Annotated in this window: 17 protein-coding genes and 1 tRNA gene; 6 read left to right on the top strand and 12 right to left on the bottom strand. The window is 65.3% G+C overall.

Annotated elements, in window-relative coordinates:
• Nucleotides 1–25: 25 nt before the first annotated feature.
• The 3 genes from DID99_RS09045 to rpoH all read right to left on the bottom strand — a co-directional run bounded on the left by DID99_RS09045 (nt 26) and on the right by rpoH (nt 3,137).
• Nucleotides 26–1,606 (bottom strand): cytochrome ubiquinol oxidase subunit I, encoded by a 1,581-nt coding sequence (locus tag DID99_RS09045; protein ID WP_044847486.1) that lies wholly within the window; start codon nt 1,604–1,606, stop codon nt 26–28.
• Nucleotides 1,596–1,871, bottom strand: coding sequence for a cytochrome oxidase putative small subunit CydP (gene cydP, locus DID99_RS09050; protein ID WP_124486518.1), 276 nt, complete (start codon nt 1,869–1,871; stop codon nt 1,596–1,598). The genes DID99_RS09045 and cydP overlap by 11 nt, the downstream gene beginning before the upstream one ends.
• 330 nt (nt 1,872–2,201) lie before the next feature.
• On the bottom strand, nt 2,202–3,137 hold the full coding sequence (gene rpoH, locus DID99_RS09055; RefSeq protein WP_044847484.1) for an RNA polymerase sigma factor RpoH: 936 nt from the start codon (nt 3,135–3,137) through the stop codon (nt 2,202–2,204).
• Nucleotides 3,138–3,498: 361 nt separating this feature from the next.
• Between rpoH and DID99_RS09060 the strand changes: the two genes are divergently transcribed.
• A complete protein-coding gene (locus tag DID99_RS09060; RefSeq protein ID WP_124520732.1) occupies nt 3,499–4,068 on the top strand; it encodes an acyloxyacyl hydrolase in 570 nt (189 codons plus the stop codon).
• Between the two features lie 45 nt (nt 4,069–4,113).
• A complete protein-coding gene (locus tag DID99_RS09065; protein WP_057926513.1) occupies nt 4,114–4,497 on the top strand; it encodes a nuclear transport factor 2 family protein in 384 nt (127 codons plus the stop codon).
• 142 nt (nt 4,498–4,639) lie between these two features.
• Here DID99_RS09065 and leuA read toward each other — a convergent pair whose 3' ends face one another.
• Together leuA and ybiB are read right to left on the bottom strand one after the other, a co-directional pair.
• Entirely contained in the window at nt 4,640–6,286 is a 1,647-nt protein-coding gene (gene leuA / locus DID99_RS09070; protein WP_124666523.1) for a 2-isopropylmalate synthase, read from the bottom strand.
• Between the two features lie 395 nt (nt 6,287–6,681).
• A complete protein-coding gene (gene ybiB, locus DID99_RS09075) occupies nt 6,682–7,656 on the bottom strand; it encodes a DNA-binding protein YbiB (protein WP_124666524.1) in 975 nt (324 codons plus the stop codon).
• Nucleotides 7,657–7,855: 199 nt separating this feature from the next.
• Between ybiB and maiA the strand changes: the two genes are divergently transcribed.
• Nucleotides 7,856–8,500: a maleylacetoacetate isomerase gene (gene maiA, locus DID99_RS09080; RefSeq protein ID WP_044847479.1), complete on the top strand. Its 645-nt coding sequence runs from the start codon at nt 7,856–7,858 to the stop codon at nt 8,498–8,500.
• A gap of 104 nt (nt 8,501–8,604) precedes the next feature.
• Here the strand turns inward: maiA and ftsY are convergent, their stop codons facing one another.
• On the bottom strand, nt 8,605–9,777 hold the full coding sequence (ftsY, locus tag DID99_RS09085; protein ID WP_124666525.1) for a signal recognition particle-docking protein FtsY: 1,173 nt from the start codon (nt 9,775–9,777) through the stop codon (nt 8,605–8,607).
• A 202-nt stretch (nt 9,778–9,979) separates the two neighbouring features.
• Here ftsY and rsmD point away from each other — a divergent pair, with 202 nt between their 5' ends.
• The 3 genes from rsmD to DID99_RS09100 all read left to right on the top strand — a co-directional run bounded on the left by rsmD (nt 9,980) and on the right by DID99_RS09100 (nt 11,529).
• Nucleotides 9,980–10,594, top strand: coding sequence for a 16S rRNA (guanine(966)-N(2))-methyltransferase RsmD (rsmD, locus tag DID99_RS09090; protein ID WP_124666526.1), 615 nt, complete (start codon nt 9,980–9,982; stop codon nt 10,592–10,594).
• Between the two features lie 111 nt (nt 10,595–10,705).
• Nucleotides 10,706–11,203, top strand: coding sequence for a pantetheine-phosphate adenylyltransferase (gene coaD / locus DID99_RS09095; protein WP_044847476.1), 498 nt, complete (start codon nt 10,706–10,708; stop codon nt 11,201–11,203).
• 59 nt (nt 11,204–11,262) lie between these two features.
• Nucleotides 11,263–11,529, top strand: coding sequence for a YfhL family 4Fe-4S dicluster ferredoxin (locus DID99_RS09100; RefSeq protein WP_124520742.1), 267 nt, complete (start codon nt 11,263–11,265; stop codon nt 11,527–11,529).
• Nucleotides 11,530–11,617: 88 nt separating this feature from the next.
• On the opposite strand, the gene hisC is transcribed toward DID99_RS09100, so the two are convergent.
• The 6 genes from hisC to ispE all read right to left on the bottom strand — a co-directional run bounded on the left by hisC (nt 11,618) and on the right by ispE (nt 16,324).
• Complete coding sequence (hisC, locus tag DID99_RS09105; protein ID WP_124486512.1) at nt 11,618–12,685, bottom strand: histidinol-phosphate transaminase; 1,068 nt, start codon at nt 12,683–12,685, stop codon at nt 11,618–11,620.
• Nucleotides 12,686–12,815: 130 nt separating this feature from the next.
• A complete protein-coding gene (pth, locus tag DID99_RS09110) occupies nt 12,816–13,415 on the bottom strand; it encodes an aminoacyl-tRNA hydrolase (RefSeq protein ID WP_124486511.1) in 600 nt (199 codons plus the stop codon).
• 119 nt (nt 13,416–13,534) lie between these two features.
• Nucleotides 13,535–14,143 (bottom strand): 50S ribosomal protein L25/general stress protein Ctc, encoded by a 609-nt coding sequence (locus tag DID99_RS09115; RefSeq protein WP_044847489.1) that lies wholly within the window; start codon nt 14,141–14,143, stop codon nt 13,535–13,537.
• 162 nt (nt 14,144–14,305) lie between these two features.
• Nucleotides 14,306–15,268: a ribose-phosphate pyrophosphokinase gene (locus tag DID99_RS09120; RefSeq protein WP_044847472.1), complete on the bottom strand. Its 963-nt coding sequence runs from the start codon at nt 15,266–15,268 to the stop codon at nt 14,306–14,308.
• Nucleotides 15,269–15,312: 44 nt separating this feature from the next.
• A tRNA-Gln gene (locus DID99_RS09125) sits at nt 15,313–15,389 on the bottom strand.
• 53 nt (nt 15,390–15,442) lie between these two features.
• Nucleotides 15,443–16,324: a 4-(cytidine 5'-diphospho)-2-C-methyl-D-erythritol kinase gene (gene ispE, locus DID99_RS09130; RefSeq protein ID WP_124666527.1), complete on the bottom strand. Its 882-nt coding sequence runs from the start codon at nt 16,322–16,324 to the stop codon at nt 15,443–15,445.
• Nucleotides 16,325–16,337: the final 13 nt, after the last annotated feature.

A 16,337-nucleotide genomic window follows, 5' to 3' on the forward strand; every position in this document is an offset into this window, starting at 1 on the left:
TCCTTGTTCCGTTGCGGGGGCGTGCTCAAACCGCGGCACGCTCGCCGGCTGCGGCGAGTTCGTGGTGATAGCGGCCGGTATGCAGCGACGACGGGCCGAGGCGCGCGTACTTGAACATCAGCTTGATCTCGATGACGAACAGTGCCGTGTAGAACGCGATGAAACCGGCGAGGCTCAGGTACAGGTCCGTCGACGTCAGGCTGGACGCGGACAGATGCGTCGGCAGGATGCCCGCGATCGTCCACGGCTGGCGACCGAGCTCGGCGACGACCCAGCCGAATTCCGCGGCGAGCCACGGCAGCGGGATCGCCCACACCGCATAGCGCAGGAACCAGCGGCGGTTGTCCTGCAGCAGCTCGCGGCGCGCGCAGAACCAGAACGCGGCGACGAAGGTCGCGAGGAACAGGAAGCCGAGGAACACCATGATCCGGAACGAGAAGAACACGGGCGCGACCGGCGGAATGGTCTTCTTCGCGGCGGCCTTGATCTGATCCGGCGTCGCATCGGTCACGTTCGGCGTGAACTGCTTGAGCATCAGCCCGTAGCCGAGATACTGCTTGTGCTGGTCGAACAATGCGCGGGTCGCGTCGCTCGTGTCGCCCTGCTTGATCTTCTGCAATGCGCCGTACGCGACCATCCCGCTCTGGATGTGCTCCTCGCTGCGCTTCGCGAGCTCGCGCAGGCCGATCACCGGCTCGTCGATCGAGCGCGTCGCGATCAGGCCGAGCGCGTACGGGATCTTGATCGCGTAGTCGGTGCGCTCTTCCTTCTGGTTCGGGATGCCGATCAGCGTGAACGACGCCGGCGCCGGCTGGGTTTCCCATTCCGATTCGATCGCGGCGAGCTTCATCTTCTGCACTTCGCCGGTCGTATAGCCCGACTCGTCGCCGAGCACGATCACGCAAAGCGTCGACGCGAGACCGAAGCCGGCCGCGACCGCGAACGAGCGCAGCGCGAAATCGGTGTCGCGCTTCTTCAGCAGATACCACGACGAGATGCCGAGCACGAACATCGCGGCCGTCACGTAGCCGGCCGACACGGTGTGCACGAACTTCACCTGCGCGACCGGGTTGAACAGCACGTCGAACAGGTTCGTCAACTCCATGCGCATCGTCTGGTAGTTGAACTCGGCGCCGACCGGGTTGTTCATCCAGCCGTTCGCGACGAGGATCCACAGCGCGGACAGGTTCGAGCCCAGTGCGACGAGGAACGTGACCATCAGGTGCTTGACCTTCGACAGGCGGTTCCAGCCGAAGAAGAACAGGCCGACGAACGTCGATTCGAGGAAGAACGCCATCAGGCCCTCGACCGCGAGCGGCACGCCGAAGATATCGCCGACATAGTGCGAGTAGTACGACCAGTTCGTGCCGAACTGGAACTCGAGCGTGATGCCGGTCGTCACGCCCATCGCGAAGTTGATCCCGAACAACTTGCCCCAGAACTGCGTCATGTCCTTGTAGACCTGTTTGCCGGTCATCACGTAGACGGCTTCCATGATGACGAGCAGCCAGGACAGGCCGAGCGTCAGCGGCACGAACAGGAAGTGGTAGAGCGCCGTGATGCCGAACTGCAGACGCGACAGATCGACGACTTCGCTACTTATCATGGTGGTCTCCCTCGGTAGATGCAGGCGCCGGCACCGAGAGCAGCTTCTCGGCGACGACGGCAGGCGGCAGCGACATGTGCTCGGCCTGCGGATGATTGAAGAATGCGTATTTGAGCGACATCAGGAGGATCAGCTTGACGATCAGCACCAGCGTGATGTCGCGCATGAGGGTCGGCCCGCGCGCCCACGCGGCGATGCGTGCGCGCCAGCCGCTGCCTGTGGCCTGCGGGGGACGCGGCGCAGGCGCTTTATTGATCGAGATCAAGGTGATTATCCTGAATCGATTTACATCGGTTTTGGGGCGACTTTACGTCGGATTTATGACGGCAGTTAAGCTGTTTTAATCCTTTTGAGCCGACATGCCAATTTTAAAATGCCGGCTTTCCGATGCCGAGTGCGGCGATGCGGCAGACCGTCGCGAAGCGCATGCCGAAACTTGAGGCAGATCAAGGTTATGCGGAAGGGGCCGGAATTCGCCCGATACCCGATCAACAAGGTCGATTAATCAGACACGATCGAGGCTAAAAACGACAGACGAAAAAAAACCGCTGCCGGGCGGGCAGCGGTTTTGGGTGAAGCGCTCTAAATTGCGGATTCAGGCGTATTCGGCAAGTGCGGTGCGCATCTTCTTCATGGCGCTCGCTTCGATCTGGCGGATGCGTTCCGCCGATACGCCGAACTCGGCCGCGAGATCGTGCAGCGTCGAGCCGCCCGAGCCGTCGTCGTCGACGTTCAGCCAGCGCGCCTCGATGATCCGGCGGCTGCGGGCGTCGAGCGCCTCGAGCGCCTGCGCGATGCCGTCCGTCTGCAGCATGTCGCGCTGACGCGCGGCGAGCACGGCGGTCGGCTCGTTGTGCGAATCGGCCAGATAGGCGATCGGCGCGTACGACTCCTCGCCGTCTTCCACTTGGCCCTCGAGGGCGATGTCGCCGCCCGACAGGCGCGTTTCCATCTCGGTCACGTCTTCGCGCTTGACGTTGAGCTCCTGCGCGAGGCCGTCGATTTCCTCGGGCGTCATCGCCTGCATGCTCTTCTTGTGGCTGCGCAGGTTGAAGAACAGCTTGCGCTGCGCCTTCGTCGTCGCGACCTTCACCATCCGCCAGTTGCGCAGGATGTACTCGTGGATCTCGGCCTTGATCCAGTGGATCGCGTACGACACCAGACGCACGTTTTGCGCCGGGTCGAAACGCTTCACCGCCTTCATCAGGCCGATGTTGCCTTCCTGGATCAGGTCGCCGTGCGGCAGGCCGTAGCCGAGATAGTTGCGCGCGATCGACACGACGAGCCGCAGGTGCGACAGCACGAGGCGGCGTGCCGAGTCGAGGTTGTTGTCTTCGCGGAATTCGGTCGCGTACTGGCGTTCCTCTTCGGCGCTCAGCAGCGGGATCCGGTTGACGGCCTGGATATACGCGTCGATGTTGCCAAGCTGGCCCGGCAACATCGATTGAGTCGCGAGCGCCAGCGAGCCTGCCGATTCGGCCTTGGCCGGCGTCGGGCTCAGGGTATTCGGAAGGGTCAGGGCGTGGCTCACTAAAAAACTCCTTTGGAATCAGGGACAAACCCCTGGTCTCGGATGAGATTCCGGGGCCCATCTTAGCACTCCCGTAATCCGAGTGCTAATTCCTTAGAGGGCACGGGGGCATCCAAGTTCCCAGTTTTCTATCGAACTTGTCGAGTCGATAGTCTAATTTGCGACCGGGCTGGCGGAGGGAAGTTCCGTAAGCCATTGTTTCTGATGGTAATCAGTAGACGATTTCGATTTTTGTAGTTTTGGAAGCAAACAATTTCGCTTCGCGATGCCGATCCGAAAAGTCCTTTACCATACCATTCAGTTCGCTCGGGCCCGGCCGCTGCGGCAAGGCTCCATTCAACCCACAAAGTTGGAGTGTCAGATGAACAATAAGAAGAATCGCCGGCCCCATAGTCGGCTTGCGCTGCACGCGTTGCTGGCGGCGTCGCTGCTGGGCGGATCGGGTGCCGCGTTCGCGGATCGATGGGGAATCCAGGCCGGCGGCGGGTTTTCCGATCGCCACGGGATCGACAAGGGCGATCTCGGCGTCGTATGGGATCCGGGCTGGAACTGGTGGGAAATCGGCGGCTGGCACTTCGCGTTCGTGGTGGAAGGGCACGCCGGCTACTGGCATACGGGCGGCAATGTTCATGGCAGCATCGGCGAATTCGGCGCGCAGCCGATGTTCCGCTTCATCAAGAGCGCGGGCCAGGTGCGTCCGTTCATCGAGGCCGGTGCCGGCATCCGCTTCCTGACTTCCCCGACGATCTCCAACAATCTGTCGCTGGCGACGTCGTTCCAGTTCGTGGACGTCGCCGGCGTTGGCGCCCAGTTCGGAGAACGGCAACAGTATCAGGTCGGTTACCGTTTTCAACATGTGTCTAACGCGGGTATCAAAGAGCCGAATCCTGGTATAAATTTCCACCAGTTCTACGTGCAGTACAACTTCTGATCCGCACGCCGGCGCACGGCGGGCGCGTTGCCGAGGAGTCAGGCGATGGCGAAGGTGGTCGATGCGATTCGCGCGCTCGAGCGCGATCGGTTCCGGGCGATGGTCGACGGAGACGGCGAGGCGCTCGACGCGCAATTGTCGGACAAGGTGTTCTTCGTGCACACCAACGGCAAACGCGAAACCAAGCAGCAGTTCATCGACGCCATCGTCGCCGGCCGCCGCCGCTATCGCCAGATCGAAATCCAGTCGCAGGACCTGCTGCCCGTCGGCGACGCGACCTGCGTCGTCACCGGGCGCGCGTTGATCGAGATGGAAACGAACAACGGCGGGCTGGTGTTTCCGATCGCCTATACGGCCGTCCACACGCATGAGCAGGGCCACTGGCGCCTGCTCGCGTGGCAGGCGACGCGGTGCGCGACCGAGACATGAGCGCGCCTGGCGCTCCTTTTCATGTCCCGACCGAAGCGGCCTTCTGGGCCGCTTTTCATTGGCCCGTGCGGCGCGGATCGCGCGGCGCACGGGCGGTCACGCACCGCTCGCTGACGTTCGAACCCTGAAGCGAAACCTGCCGTCAGGCCGCCGCACGGCGGTCGGCGCAATGCCAGGCCGAGCGGTTGATCGCGCTGACGACCGCATCGAGCGCGGCGCTCGCCGCGTCGTCGTGCACCCCGACACCATGCCGCAGCGGCGCGTCGCCGACCCGGCAGCCGACCGATACCGCGATCCGGCCGTCCGTCGTGCGCGCGTGCTCGCACGAGGCGACGTCGATCGTCGCGCCGGCTGCCGTCGCGAAGGCCGCGGCCATGCGCTGCACGGCGTCTTCGGGCGTCGCATCGGCCGGCGGCGCGCTCGCGATGTCGCGGTTCTGCCAGCGCGCCCCGTTGCCGTGGCGCGCGGCCGGGCCGTCGGTCTCGAAGAATTCGCGCGCGAACAGCGCACAGATCGCGTCGCCGGTCACTTCCTCGCCGGATGCGTCGGCGAGCGTCTGCACCGCGTGGCTGAATTCGATCTGCACGCGGCGCGTCGGCGTGAAGCCCATCCCGCGTTCGAGCAGGAACGTCGCGCCGCCCTTGCCGGACTGGCTGTTCACGCGGATCACCGCGTCATAGCTGCGGCCGAGGTCGGCCGGGTCGATCGGCAGGTACGGCACTTCCCACACCGCGTCCGGGCGCTGCTGCGCGAAGCCCTTGCGGATCGCGTCCTGGTGCGAGCCGGAGAACGCGGTGAACACGAGGTCGCCCGCGTACGGATGGCGCGGATGCACCGGAATCTGGTTGCAGCGCTCGACCACGCGGCGCACCGCGTCGATGTCGGAGAAATCGAGGCCCGGGTCGATGCCCTGCGTATAGAGGTTCAGCGCGAGCGTGACGAGGTCGACGTTGCCGGTGCGCTCGCCGTTGCCGAACAGGCAGCCCTCGATGCGGTCGGCGCCCGCGAGCAGCGCGAGTTCGGCGGCGGCGACCGCGGTGCCGCGATCGTTGTGCGGATGCACGGACAGCACGATGCTGTCGCGATACGCGAGGTTGCGGTCCATCCACTCGATCTGGTCGGCGAACACGTTCGGGCTCGCGGCTTCGACGGTCGCCGGCAGGTTGACGATCATCTTGTGATCGCGGGTCGGACGCCACGCCTGCGCGACCGCGTCGCATACTTCGCGCGCGAACGTCAGCTCGGTCATGCTGAAGGTTTCAGGAGAGTACTGATAGGTCCAGTGCGTGTCCGGGCGGGCCGCCGCGTGTTCCTTGATGAGTCGCGTGCCCTCGACCGCGAGCGCCTTCACGTCGTCCTTCGACATCCCGAACACGATGCGCCGGAACGACGGGCAGATCGCGTTGTACAGGTGCACGATCGCGCGCGGCACGCCGTCGAGCGCGTCGAAGGTGCGCGCGATCAGGTCTTCGCGCGACTGCACGAGCACTTCGATCGTCACGTCGTCGGGGATCCGCTTCTCGTCGATCAGCTTGCGGACGAAATCGAAGTCGGTCTGCGACGCCGACGGAAACCCGACTTCGATCTCCTTGAAACCGATCGCGACCAGCATGTCGAAGAACTCCAGCTTCTGTTCGATGCTCATCGGCTCGATCAGCGACTGGTTGCCGTCGCGCAGGTCGGTGCTCATCCAGACCGGCGCACGCTCGATGGTGCGGGTCGGCCAGCGGCGGCCATTGATGCGGACGGGTTCGAACGGACGATACTTGTCTTGCGGGTTGCGCTTCATCTTCTGGACCTCGGGTCTCAAGTCGCGAGCGAAGACGGGCGGCATGGGCGACGGTAGGCGCTGCCTCGCACCGTGGCGCCGGAAACGCGCTGCGGATGCGGATGATCTTCGCGAATCGACCGACGGATAGACGGACGAATGCTGACGACTTCGGGTTGTAAAAACTGCGAGAAGGGTGCTGCGAGGAACTGCAGGGAGGGACCGTGCGGACAGCACACGGCGCTAAGACAGCCTTAGGCTAGTCGTAGCGATAGCGACCGCGCTAGGCGGCCGGAGGTAATTCGGAGGGTGTTCGGAAAGGAACGCATGGCGACAACTCTATGCCAGGATGCGGGTGCGTGTCAAATGGTCGGTTGAAAAGGCCGGCGCGACAGCACGCCGGCCCGGGATGCCGGTCAGGGTGCGATCCGGGCGATCCGCACGATCGTGTCGACCTGCCGCGCAAGCGCGTCCGGCACCGGAACTTCGCCGCGCAGCACGGCGTCCGTCCACGCGGCCGTGGTCGCCGCGTCGCGCGATTCGGGCAGCGCGACGGGCGGTGCGTCGCTCGACGAGCGCTCGGGCTCGATCAGCGTGTCGCACACGCCGTCGTGCAGCCAGTCGACCTGCACCTGACGCCGCGTGTCGGCCACCGCTTCGCCTTCGGTGCCGCGCGCGAGCAACGCACCGCCGAGCGCGGCGTCCGGATGATCGCGGAACAGTTGCGCGAGGCTGTCGCGGTACGGCGGATGCGTGTAGTTGACGAGCCGCAGCCCGGCCGGCGCGAACGGCTGCAGGATCTTCACGAGCGTGTGCGTGGAGTTGCGCACGCCGAGCACGCCGCGCAGCGCCAGCAGGCGCGCGATGCGCGGCGCCAGCGCGTCGATCGGCGCGAACGCGACGCGGCGCTCGGCGAGCATGTCCTCGATCGCGTCGTGCGACTTCGACGGCGCGATCGACAGCGCCGAGAAGATCTCCCCGCTCGTCACGCGGCCCGGATCGCGTTCGACGCCGTGCACGAGCACCGGCACGCCTTCGCGCGCGAGCAGCAGCGCGAGCAGCGGCACCAGGTTCGGCTGCTTGCGCGCGCCGTTGTAGCTCGGAATCGACACCGGGCGGAAGGCGGCGTCCTGCACGTGCACCGGTTCGAACGACGCCTGCGCGGCGGCGAGCATCGCGGACAGTTCGTCGGCGCTTTCGCCCTTCAGGCGATACGCGATCAGGATCGCGCCGAGTTCGACGTCCGACACGCGTGCATCGAGCATCGCGCGATAGAGCTCGAACGTGTCTTCGGCGGACAGCGCGCGTGCGCCGTTCGGGCCGCGGCCGATTTCCTTGATGAAGCGGGCGCAGGGGAACGGCGAGGCGGCGGAGTCGTGGGGAGCGGTCATCGGGGCGTGGGGCGGGCGGCCGGCATCGGGCCGCGCGGTAAGCGGTAACGAATGCCCCGAGTATCGCATGGGCGCGGGTCGCCCAAGCGCGGCTGCGCGCGCCGCCGCCGCGCGGCGCGCTAAACTCGGGTTCCCGGCGGCGCCGTGCGTGCGCTGCAGGCGCCGTTACCGGCCGAATACGACCAACAGAGAGACACCCATGAAGCTTTACAGCTATTTCCGCAGTTCCGCGTCGTACCGCGTGCGGATCGCCCTGAACCTGAAGCAGCTGCCGTTCGACACGGTCCCCGTGCACATGCTGCGCGACGGCGGCGAGCAACTGAAGGACGCGTATCGCGCGGTGAATCCGGATGCCGTCGTGCCGACGCTGATCGACGGCGATGCCACGCTGCAGCAATCGCTCGCGATCATCGAATATCTCGAGGAAACGCATCCCGAACCCGCGCTGCTGCCGAAGGCCCCGGTCGACCGCGCGTATGTGCGGGCGATCGCGCTGCAGGTCGCGTGCGAGATCCATCCGCTGAACAACCTGCGCGTGCTGAAATACCTGAAGCACACGCTGAAGGTGCCGGAGGAAGCGAAGAACGAATGGTACCGGCACTGGATCGAGGCGGGTTTCGCGTCGCTCGAGACGCGCCTCGCGAGCGATCCGCGCACCGGCAAGCTGTGCTTCGGCGACACGCCGACGCTCGCCGATATCTGCATCGTGCCGCAGGTGTTCAACGCGAACCGTTTCTCGATCGACACGACGCGCTTTCCGACGATCCAGCGGATCGCCGATCATGCGTCGACGCTCGATGCGTTCAAGGCCGCCGAGCCTGGCGTGCAGCCCGACGCCGAATGACATCGAATGACGTCGCGGGGCCGCCGGCTTCCGGCTGACGGCTTCCGGCCGCGCATGTAAAAAGGGCGCCCGAAGGCGCCCCGTGCGATGCGGGCCGGCGGCGTTCAGCCGAGCAGCGCGTCCGCGAATTCCACTGCGTTGAACGGCTGCAGGTCCTCGACCTTCTCGCCGACGCCGATGAAGTAGACGGGCACCGGGCGCTGCCGCGCGATCGCGGCGAGGATCCCGCCCTTGGCGGTGCCGTCGAGCTTCGTGACGATCAGGCCCGTGAGGCCGAGCGCATCGTCGAAGGCCTTCACCTGCGTGAGCGCGTTCTGGCCCGTGTTCGCGTCGATCACGAGCAGCACCTCGTGCGGCGCGCCGTCGTGCGCCTTCGAGATCACGCGCTTCACCTTCTTCAGCTCTTCCATCAGGTGCAGCTGCGTCGGCAGGCGGCCGGCCGTGTCGGCCATCATTACGTCGATCTTGCGTGCGCGCGCGGCGCTGACCGCGTCGAAGATCACCGCGGCCGGATCGCCGCTTTCCTGCTGGACGACCGTCACGTTGTTGCGCTCGCCCCAGACCGCCAGCTGTTCGCGCGCGGCCGCGCGGAACGTGTCGCCCGCGGCCAGCAGCACCGACTGGTCGAAGCTCTGCAGGTGCTTCGCGAGCTTGCCGATGCTGGTGGTCTTGCCCGCGCCGTTCACGCCCGTGATCATCATCACGAGCGGTTGCGCGCGACCGAGCATCAGCGACTTCTCGAGCGGCGTCAGCAGTTCGACGAGCAGGTCGTGCAGCGCGCCCTTCACCTGCTGCGGATCGGTCAGCCGGCCCGCGCGCACCTTCTCGCGCAGCGCGCCGAGCAGGTACTCGGTCGCGTCGACGCCGGCGTCGGACATCAGCAGCGCGGCTTCGAGCTCCTCGTACAGATCCTCGTCGATCTTCGTGTTGACGAACACGCCGGTGATGCTCGAGCCCGTCTTCGCGAGCCCCGACTTCAGGCGCGCGAGCCACGACTTCTTCGCGGACGCGTCCTGCGTCGGCGGCGGCACGATCTCGACCGCTTCGACGACTTCGTCGCTGCCGTCGTTGGTCGGCGTGACCGTCATCACGACGGCCGGCGCGGCCTGTCGCGGTTGCGCGGGCGCTTGCGGTGCTTCGACCGCCCGGCGGGGCTCGGGGGCGGGCGCGGGCGCGGGCGCGTCGGACGGCTCGTCCGGTTGCGGCGCGTCGGCTGATTGCGATTCCGCGGAGTCGGGCTCCTGCGTTTTCTTGAATCGTTTGAAGAAGCTGAACATGGTCTGACGTCGGGAAGAGGGCGGGGCGCCGCCAGGGCGGAGCGCCGGAGAGGCCGGCGCGCGTGCGCACGACGGCCGAAACCGTGCATTTTATCAGTGCGGCGAGGCACTCGCGTCAGTCGGTGCCGCCGCTGTGGTAACGTGCGCCTGTTTGGCGGTGCGCCCGCGTGCGCACCCGTTCCCTCCGTTGTCGATATTCCGTATGTCCCGTTCCTCTTCCGGCCGCCCGGCGGCCCCCGCCGGCCGCGGCAAGCCGCACACGATCCGCATCATCGGCGGTGACTGGAAACGCACGCCGCTCGCCGTGCTCGATCTCGACGGCCTGCGGCCGACGCCCGATCGCGTGCGCGAGACCCTGTTCAACTGGCTCGGCCAGGATCTCGAAGGCCGGCGCTGCCTCGACCTGTTCGCGGGCACCGGCGCGCTCGGCTTCGAGGCCGCGTCGCGCGGCGCGACGAGCGTCGTGATGGTCGAGCGCCACCCGCGCGCGGCGCAGCAGCTGCGCGCGATCAAGGACAAGCTCGGCGCACGCTCGGTCGAGGTCGCGGAAGCCGACGCGCTGCGGCTCGCGGCCGGGCTGACCCCGGGCGCGTTCGACGTCGTGTTCCTCGATCCGCCGTTCGGCGAGCCGGCCGTGCTCGACCGCTCGATCGCGCTGGCGGCGCCGCTCGTCTCGCCGGATGGTGCGCTGTACGTCGAAACGGGGGCGGAGCTCGACCCGGCCGCGCACGACGCACTGGCCGGCTGGCAGGTGGTGAAGCACGGCAAGGCCGGTGCGGTTCACTATCATTTGCTGCGGCGCGAAAATGATGAATAATGCGCGTTCCATACGAGGCGGCGCGCGGCAAAGGCGACGCATGCCCATCTCGGCAGTGGCGTGCGCGTCGCACGGCTGCCACCCCGTTTGCGTGATGACAGGAGGAGCGACATGGTAGTCGCCGTGTATCCCGGTACGTTCGATCCGCTGACGCGCGGGCACGAAGACCTCGTGCGGCGTGCGTCGAGCATTTTTGATACGCTGGTGGTGGGTGTCGCCGACAGCCGCGCGAAGAAGCCGTTCTTCTCGCTGGAAGAACGTCTGACGATTGCGAACGAGGTGCTCGGTCATTATCCGAACGTGAAGGTCATGAGTTTCACGGGCCTCCTGAAGGATTTCGTCCGCATCAACAACGCGCGCGTGATCGTGCGCGGCCTGCGTGCCGTGTCCGATTTCGAATACGAGTTCCAGATGGCGGGGATGAACCGCTATCTGTTGCCCGACGTCGAGACGATGTTCATGACGCCGTCCGATCAGTACCAGTTCATCTCGGGGACGATCGTGCGCGAAATCGCGCAGTTGGGCGGCGATGTCAGCAAGTTCGTGTTCCCGTCCGTCGAGAAGTGGCTGACCGAGAAGGTCACTGCGATGGGAGGTCCGGCCGCGTGACGCGGCGCCGGCCGGTTTCGTCGTGAAGCCGGCCGCCGGCCTGAAGAAGTGAGATCAGTATGTCTTTGATGATTACCGACGAGTGCATCAATTGCGACGTGTGCGAGCCCGAGTGCCCGAACGGCGCGATTTCGATGGGCCCGGATATCTACGTGATCGACCCGAACAAGTGCACCGAGTGCGTCGGCCATTTCGACGAGCCGCAGTGCCAGCAGGTGTGTCCGGTCGAATGCATTCCGCGCGATCCGCAGCACGACGAATCGCACGCGCAGTTGATGGCGAAGTATCACGCGTTGACCGCCGCGAAGGGCGACGACGTGCGGTGACGCCCTGCTGACGTCGCGCGTCTCGACGTCACGATTTCCTCGGCCGGCGCCGTTCGGCGCCGGTTCCGTTTCAGCTTCCGCTACCGTTTCAGCCGATCAGCTCGCGCAATGCCGCGACGAGCGCGTCGCATTCGGCGTCGGTACCGACGGTGATGCGCAAGTGCTGGTCGATGCGCGGCGCCCTGAAGTGCCGCACGAAAATTTCCCGATCCTTTAGCTGTGCCGCGATCGTGCCCGCATCGTGCGCGGGATGGCGCGCGAACACGAAGTTCGCGGCCGACGGCACGACGTCGAAACCGAGCGCCTCGAGCGCGTGCGTGAGCCGCGTGCGGCTGTCGATCACGCGCCGGCAGGTCGCGCCGAAATAGTCGGTATCTTCGTATGCCGCCTGCGCCGCGGCCTGCGCGAGCCGGTCGAGCGGATAGGAATTGAAGCTGTCCTTCACGCGGTTCAGTGCGTCGATCAACGCGGCATCGCCAAACGCGAAGCCGACGCGCATGCCCGCGAGCGAGCGCGCCTTCGACGTCGTGTGCACGACGAGCAGGTTCGGATGGCGGTCGATCAGCGCGATCGCGGATTGCGCGCCGAAATCGACATACGCCTCGTCGATCAGCACGACCGACGACGGGTTCGCGGCCGCGATCCGCTCGATGTCCGCGAGCGGCAGCGCGCGCCCGGTCGGCGCGTTCGGGTTCGGGAACAGCACGCCGCCCGCGTCGTCGAGATAGTCTTCGACCCGGATCGAGAAGTCGTCCGCGAGCGGCACGATCGCAGTCTCTACGCCATACAGGCGCGCGTAGGTCGGGTAGAAGCTGTACGAGATGTCGGGAAAGCGCAGCGGCCGGTCATGCTTGAGCAGGGCCTGGAATGCGTGCGCGAGGACTTCGTCGGAGCCGTTGCCGACGAAGACCTGTTCGGGCTTGATGCGGTGATGGGCCGCGACCGTCTCGCGCAGTGCGCGCGCGAGCGGATCGGGATAGCGGCGCAGCGTGTCGCCGGTATCGCCGAGTTCGCGTGCGATCGCCGCGACGACGCGCGGCGAAGGCGGATAGGGATTCTCGTTGGTGTTCAGCTTGACGGGGTGTGCGAGCGCGGGCTGTTCGCCCGGCACGTAAGGCACGAGTTGCTGAACGACGTCGCTCCAGTAACGGCTCACCGCTTGGCTCCTGACGGGCAAAAGCGACCAGATTACCGCATGTGGGCGTTGCAGTGCGCAATTGCGCGGCAGGGCGGGGCTGCCCGGCGCAACCGGGCGGCACATTGCACCGCACCGGTGCAGCGCGGGTTCAGTTGCGATGCAGCTGCATCGTCGCGCGGTCGAGTTCGCCCTTGACGACCATCGGCATCACGGCGAGCGCGCGTTCGATCGATGCGTCGATCACGTCCTGCTCCTCGCGGCGCGGCGGCTTCAGCACGAAGTTCGCGACGTCGGGTTTCGCGCCGGCGCGCGAGCCTTCCGGGATCAGGTCGCGCGGATGGCCGATGCCGATGCGCAGGCGCCAGTACTGTTGCGACGACAGATGCGCGGAGATGTCCTTCAGGCCGTTGTGGCCGCCGCTGCCGCCGCCGAGCTTCAGCTTCACGGTGCCGGGCGGCAGATCGAGTTCGTCGTGGGCGACGAGGATCTGGTCGGGCAGGATCTTGAAGAAATTCGCGAGCGCGACGACCGACTGGCCGGAGCGGTTCATGTAGGTTTGCGGCTCGAGCAGGTGGACTTCCTCGCCGTGCAGGCGCGCTTTTGCGTAGAAGCCGTGAAAGCGGCGCTCGTCGCGCAGCGTCGCGCCGGCTTCGCGGGCGAGCTGGTCGATCAGCCAGAAGCCGGCGTTGTGGCGCGTCGCGGTGTATTCCGCCCCGGGATTGCCGAGGCCGACGATCAGTTTGATCATGACGTTTCGTAGGCGGCAGCGCCCGCCTGGGCGCAGAAAAAGAAAAACCCGCCGGGCAAGCCGCGGCGGGTTGCATCGACCGTTTCGTGAAACGGATCGAATGGCGCGTGGGCAGCCGCTTAGGCAGCCGGCGTTTCGCCTTCGCCTGCTGCGTCCGACACGGCACCAGCCGGGACCGTCGCCGATGCGACAACCGGGTTTTCCGCGTCGACGTGCGCGACCAGCGTCACGCCCTTCGGCAGTGCGATGTCTTTCGCGTGCAGCGACTGACCTGCTTCGATCTTCGACAGATCGACTTCGAGGAATTCCGGCAGGGCCGACGGCAGGCACTCGACTTCGATTTCCGTCGCGACGTGCGAGACGATTGCGCTCGACAGCTTCACTGCCGGGCTGACTTCAGCGTTCAGGAAGTGCAGCGGCACCTTCGTGTGCAGCTTCTTCTTCGCGTCGACGCGCTGGAAGTCCACGTGCAGCACGAGTTGCTTGAACGGGTGGTATTGCACGTCGCGCAGCAGAACCTGTTGCGACTGGCCAGCGACTTCCAGGTCGAGGATCGACGAGTGGAAGGCTTCCTTCTTCAGGGCGTGCCACAGCGCGTTGTGATCCAGTTCGATCTTTTGCGGGGCTGCTTCGCCACCGTAGACGATACCCGTGGTCTTACCGGCGTTGCGCAGGCGGCGGCTCGCACCCGTACCTTGCTGTTGGCGCTCGAAAGCGACGACTTTCATGTGATTCTCCATTTGCTGCCCGCGACCAGGCAGTAAAACGGGGCCGGCGAAATGGCGGCCCCCGATGAAACGGACGGGGTTTCGTCTATCCCGTCCGATTGTGCAAAAAGCGAAGCGTTGCCGCTTCGCTTTCTGCGCATGCTATATCGTGTCGTTCCGCGATCAGGATTCCGCGAACAGCGACATCACCGAGTCGCCGCGGCGAATCCGCGAGAACGTTTCTGCCAGCAGGCTCGCGCTCGTCAGCGAGCGGATCTTCGAGCAGGACAGCGACTCGGCCGACAGCGGGATCGTATCGGTGACGACCAGCTCGTCGAGTGCCGATGCGGCGATACGCTCGGCGGCGCCACCCGACAGAACCGGGTGCGTCGCGTACGCGAACACCTGCTTCGCACCGCGATCCTTCAGCACTTGCGCGGCCTTGCAGAGCGTGCCGGCCGTATCGACCATGTCGTCCATGATCACGCAGGTGCGGCCTTCGACTTCGCCGATGATGTTCATCACTTCGGCGACGTTCGCCTTCGGGCGACGCTTGTCGATGATCGCGAGATCGCAGTTGAGTTGCTTCGCGAGTGCCCGGGCGCGGACCACGCCGCCGACGTCCGGCGACACGACGAGCAGATCCGAGTAGTTCTGCTTGCGCAGGTCACCCAGCAGGATCGGCGTTGCGTAGATGTTGTCGACCGGGATGTCGAAGAAGCCTTGAATCTGGTCGGCGTGCAGATCCATCGTGATGATCCGCTCGACGCCGGCGATTTCCAGCATGTTCGCGACGATCTTCGCCGAGATCGCGACGCGCGCCGAACGCGGGCGTCGGTCCTGGCGGGCATAGCCGAAGTAGGGGATGGCAGCGGTGATCCGGCCGGCGGATGCGCGCTTGAGCGCATCGACCATGATCATCAGTTCCATCAGGTTGTCGTTGGCCGGCGCGCACGTGGATTGCAGGACGAAGACGTCCTTGCCGCGCACGTTTTCCTGGATCTCGACCTGGATCTCACCGTCGGAGAAACGGCTGACCATTGCTTTGCCGAGGGGGATTCCAAGGATATTGACGACTTCCTGGGCGAGCGCGGGATTCGCGTTGCCAGTAAAGACCATCAAGCCATCATGGCTGTGGCTGCTCATCGTGCACCTGCTTCAGGCTTAGGCGGGAAATGCGGGAAAATTTTTGGCAGGGGAGGAAGGACTCGAACCCTCGCATGCCGGAATCAAAATCCGGTGCCTTGACCAACTTGGCGACTCCCCTACACTCAACTGATAACTTCACCGGACTTGTAGGCCATCCGGCAAAGCAAAACTTCATGACGCGAAAGCGAAGAGCGGATGCTCGTTCAGGCTCTCGGCAACTGCACCGTTCCAACCGGTGGGCAGCTTGGCTTGCGCCGCTTCTGCCTCGTGCTTGCTATGAAACGCTGCAAACACGCTTGCTCCGGAGCCGGTCATCCTCGCGGGGGTCACATTATACAACCATTTGACCACCTGCGCAACTTCCGCGTACTTACTTGTCACAACTTGCTGCATATCGTTCCGGCCGAAGCTATCTGGCCATCCCGCATCGCTGTTTTGCTGTGCAAGAAAGTCTGTAATTGTGACTCGCTTTGTATCTCTTGTCAACAACTCGTCTGAAAAAATTTCAGCGGTGGGGACATGAACTCGCGGCGTCACAACCAAAAACCAGCGAGTCGGCAATTCTACCTCAGCTAATTCTTCTCCGATACCCTCTGCGAACGCATTTTTTCCAAAAACAAAAAACGGAACGTCGGCACCGAGTTTCACCGCGAGCGACTGGAGTTCCGCGCGCGGCAGGTTCAGTTGCCACAGACGGTTCAGCGCGAGCAGCGTCGTTGCCGCATCGGAGCTGCCGCCGCCGAGGCCCGCGCCCATCGGCAGGCGCTTGTCGATCTCGATGTCGACGCCGGCCGCGGTGCCCGTGTGCGTTTTCAGCAGGTTGGCCGCGCGCACGACGAGATCGCTTTCCTCGGGCACGCCCGGCACGTCGGTGACGCGTGCGACGCGACCGTCGTCGCGCAGCGTGAAATGCAGCGTGTCGCCCCAGTTCAGCAGCTGGAACACGCTCTGCAGATCGTGATAGCCGTTCGGGCGGCGGCCGGTGATGTGCAGGAACAGGTTGAGTTTCGCGGGCGCAAGGCAGTTGCGCAGCGAGCGGATCGAATCGGTCATGCGTATGTCGGGG

The organism is Burkholderia sp. Bp8986, assembly GCF_003854225.1.
Lineage (GTDB): Bacteria > Pseudomonadota > Gammaproteobacteria > Burkholderiales > Burkholderiaceae > Burkholderia.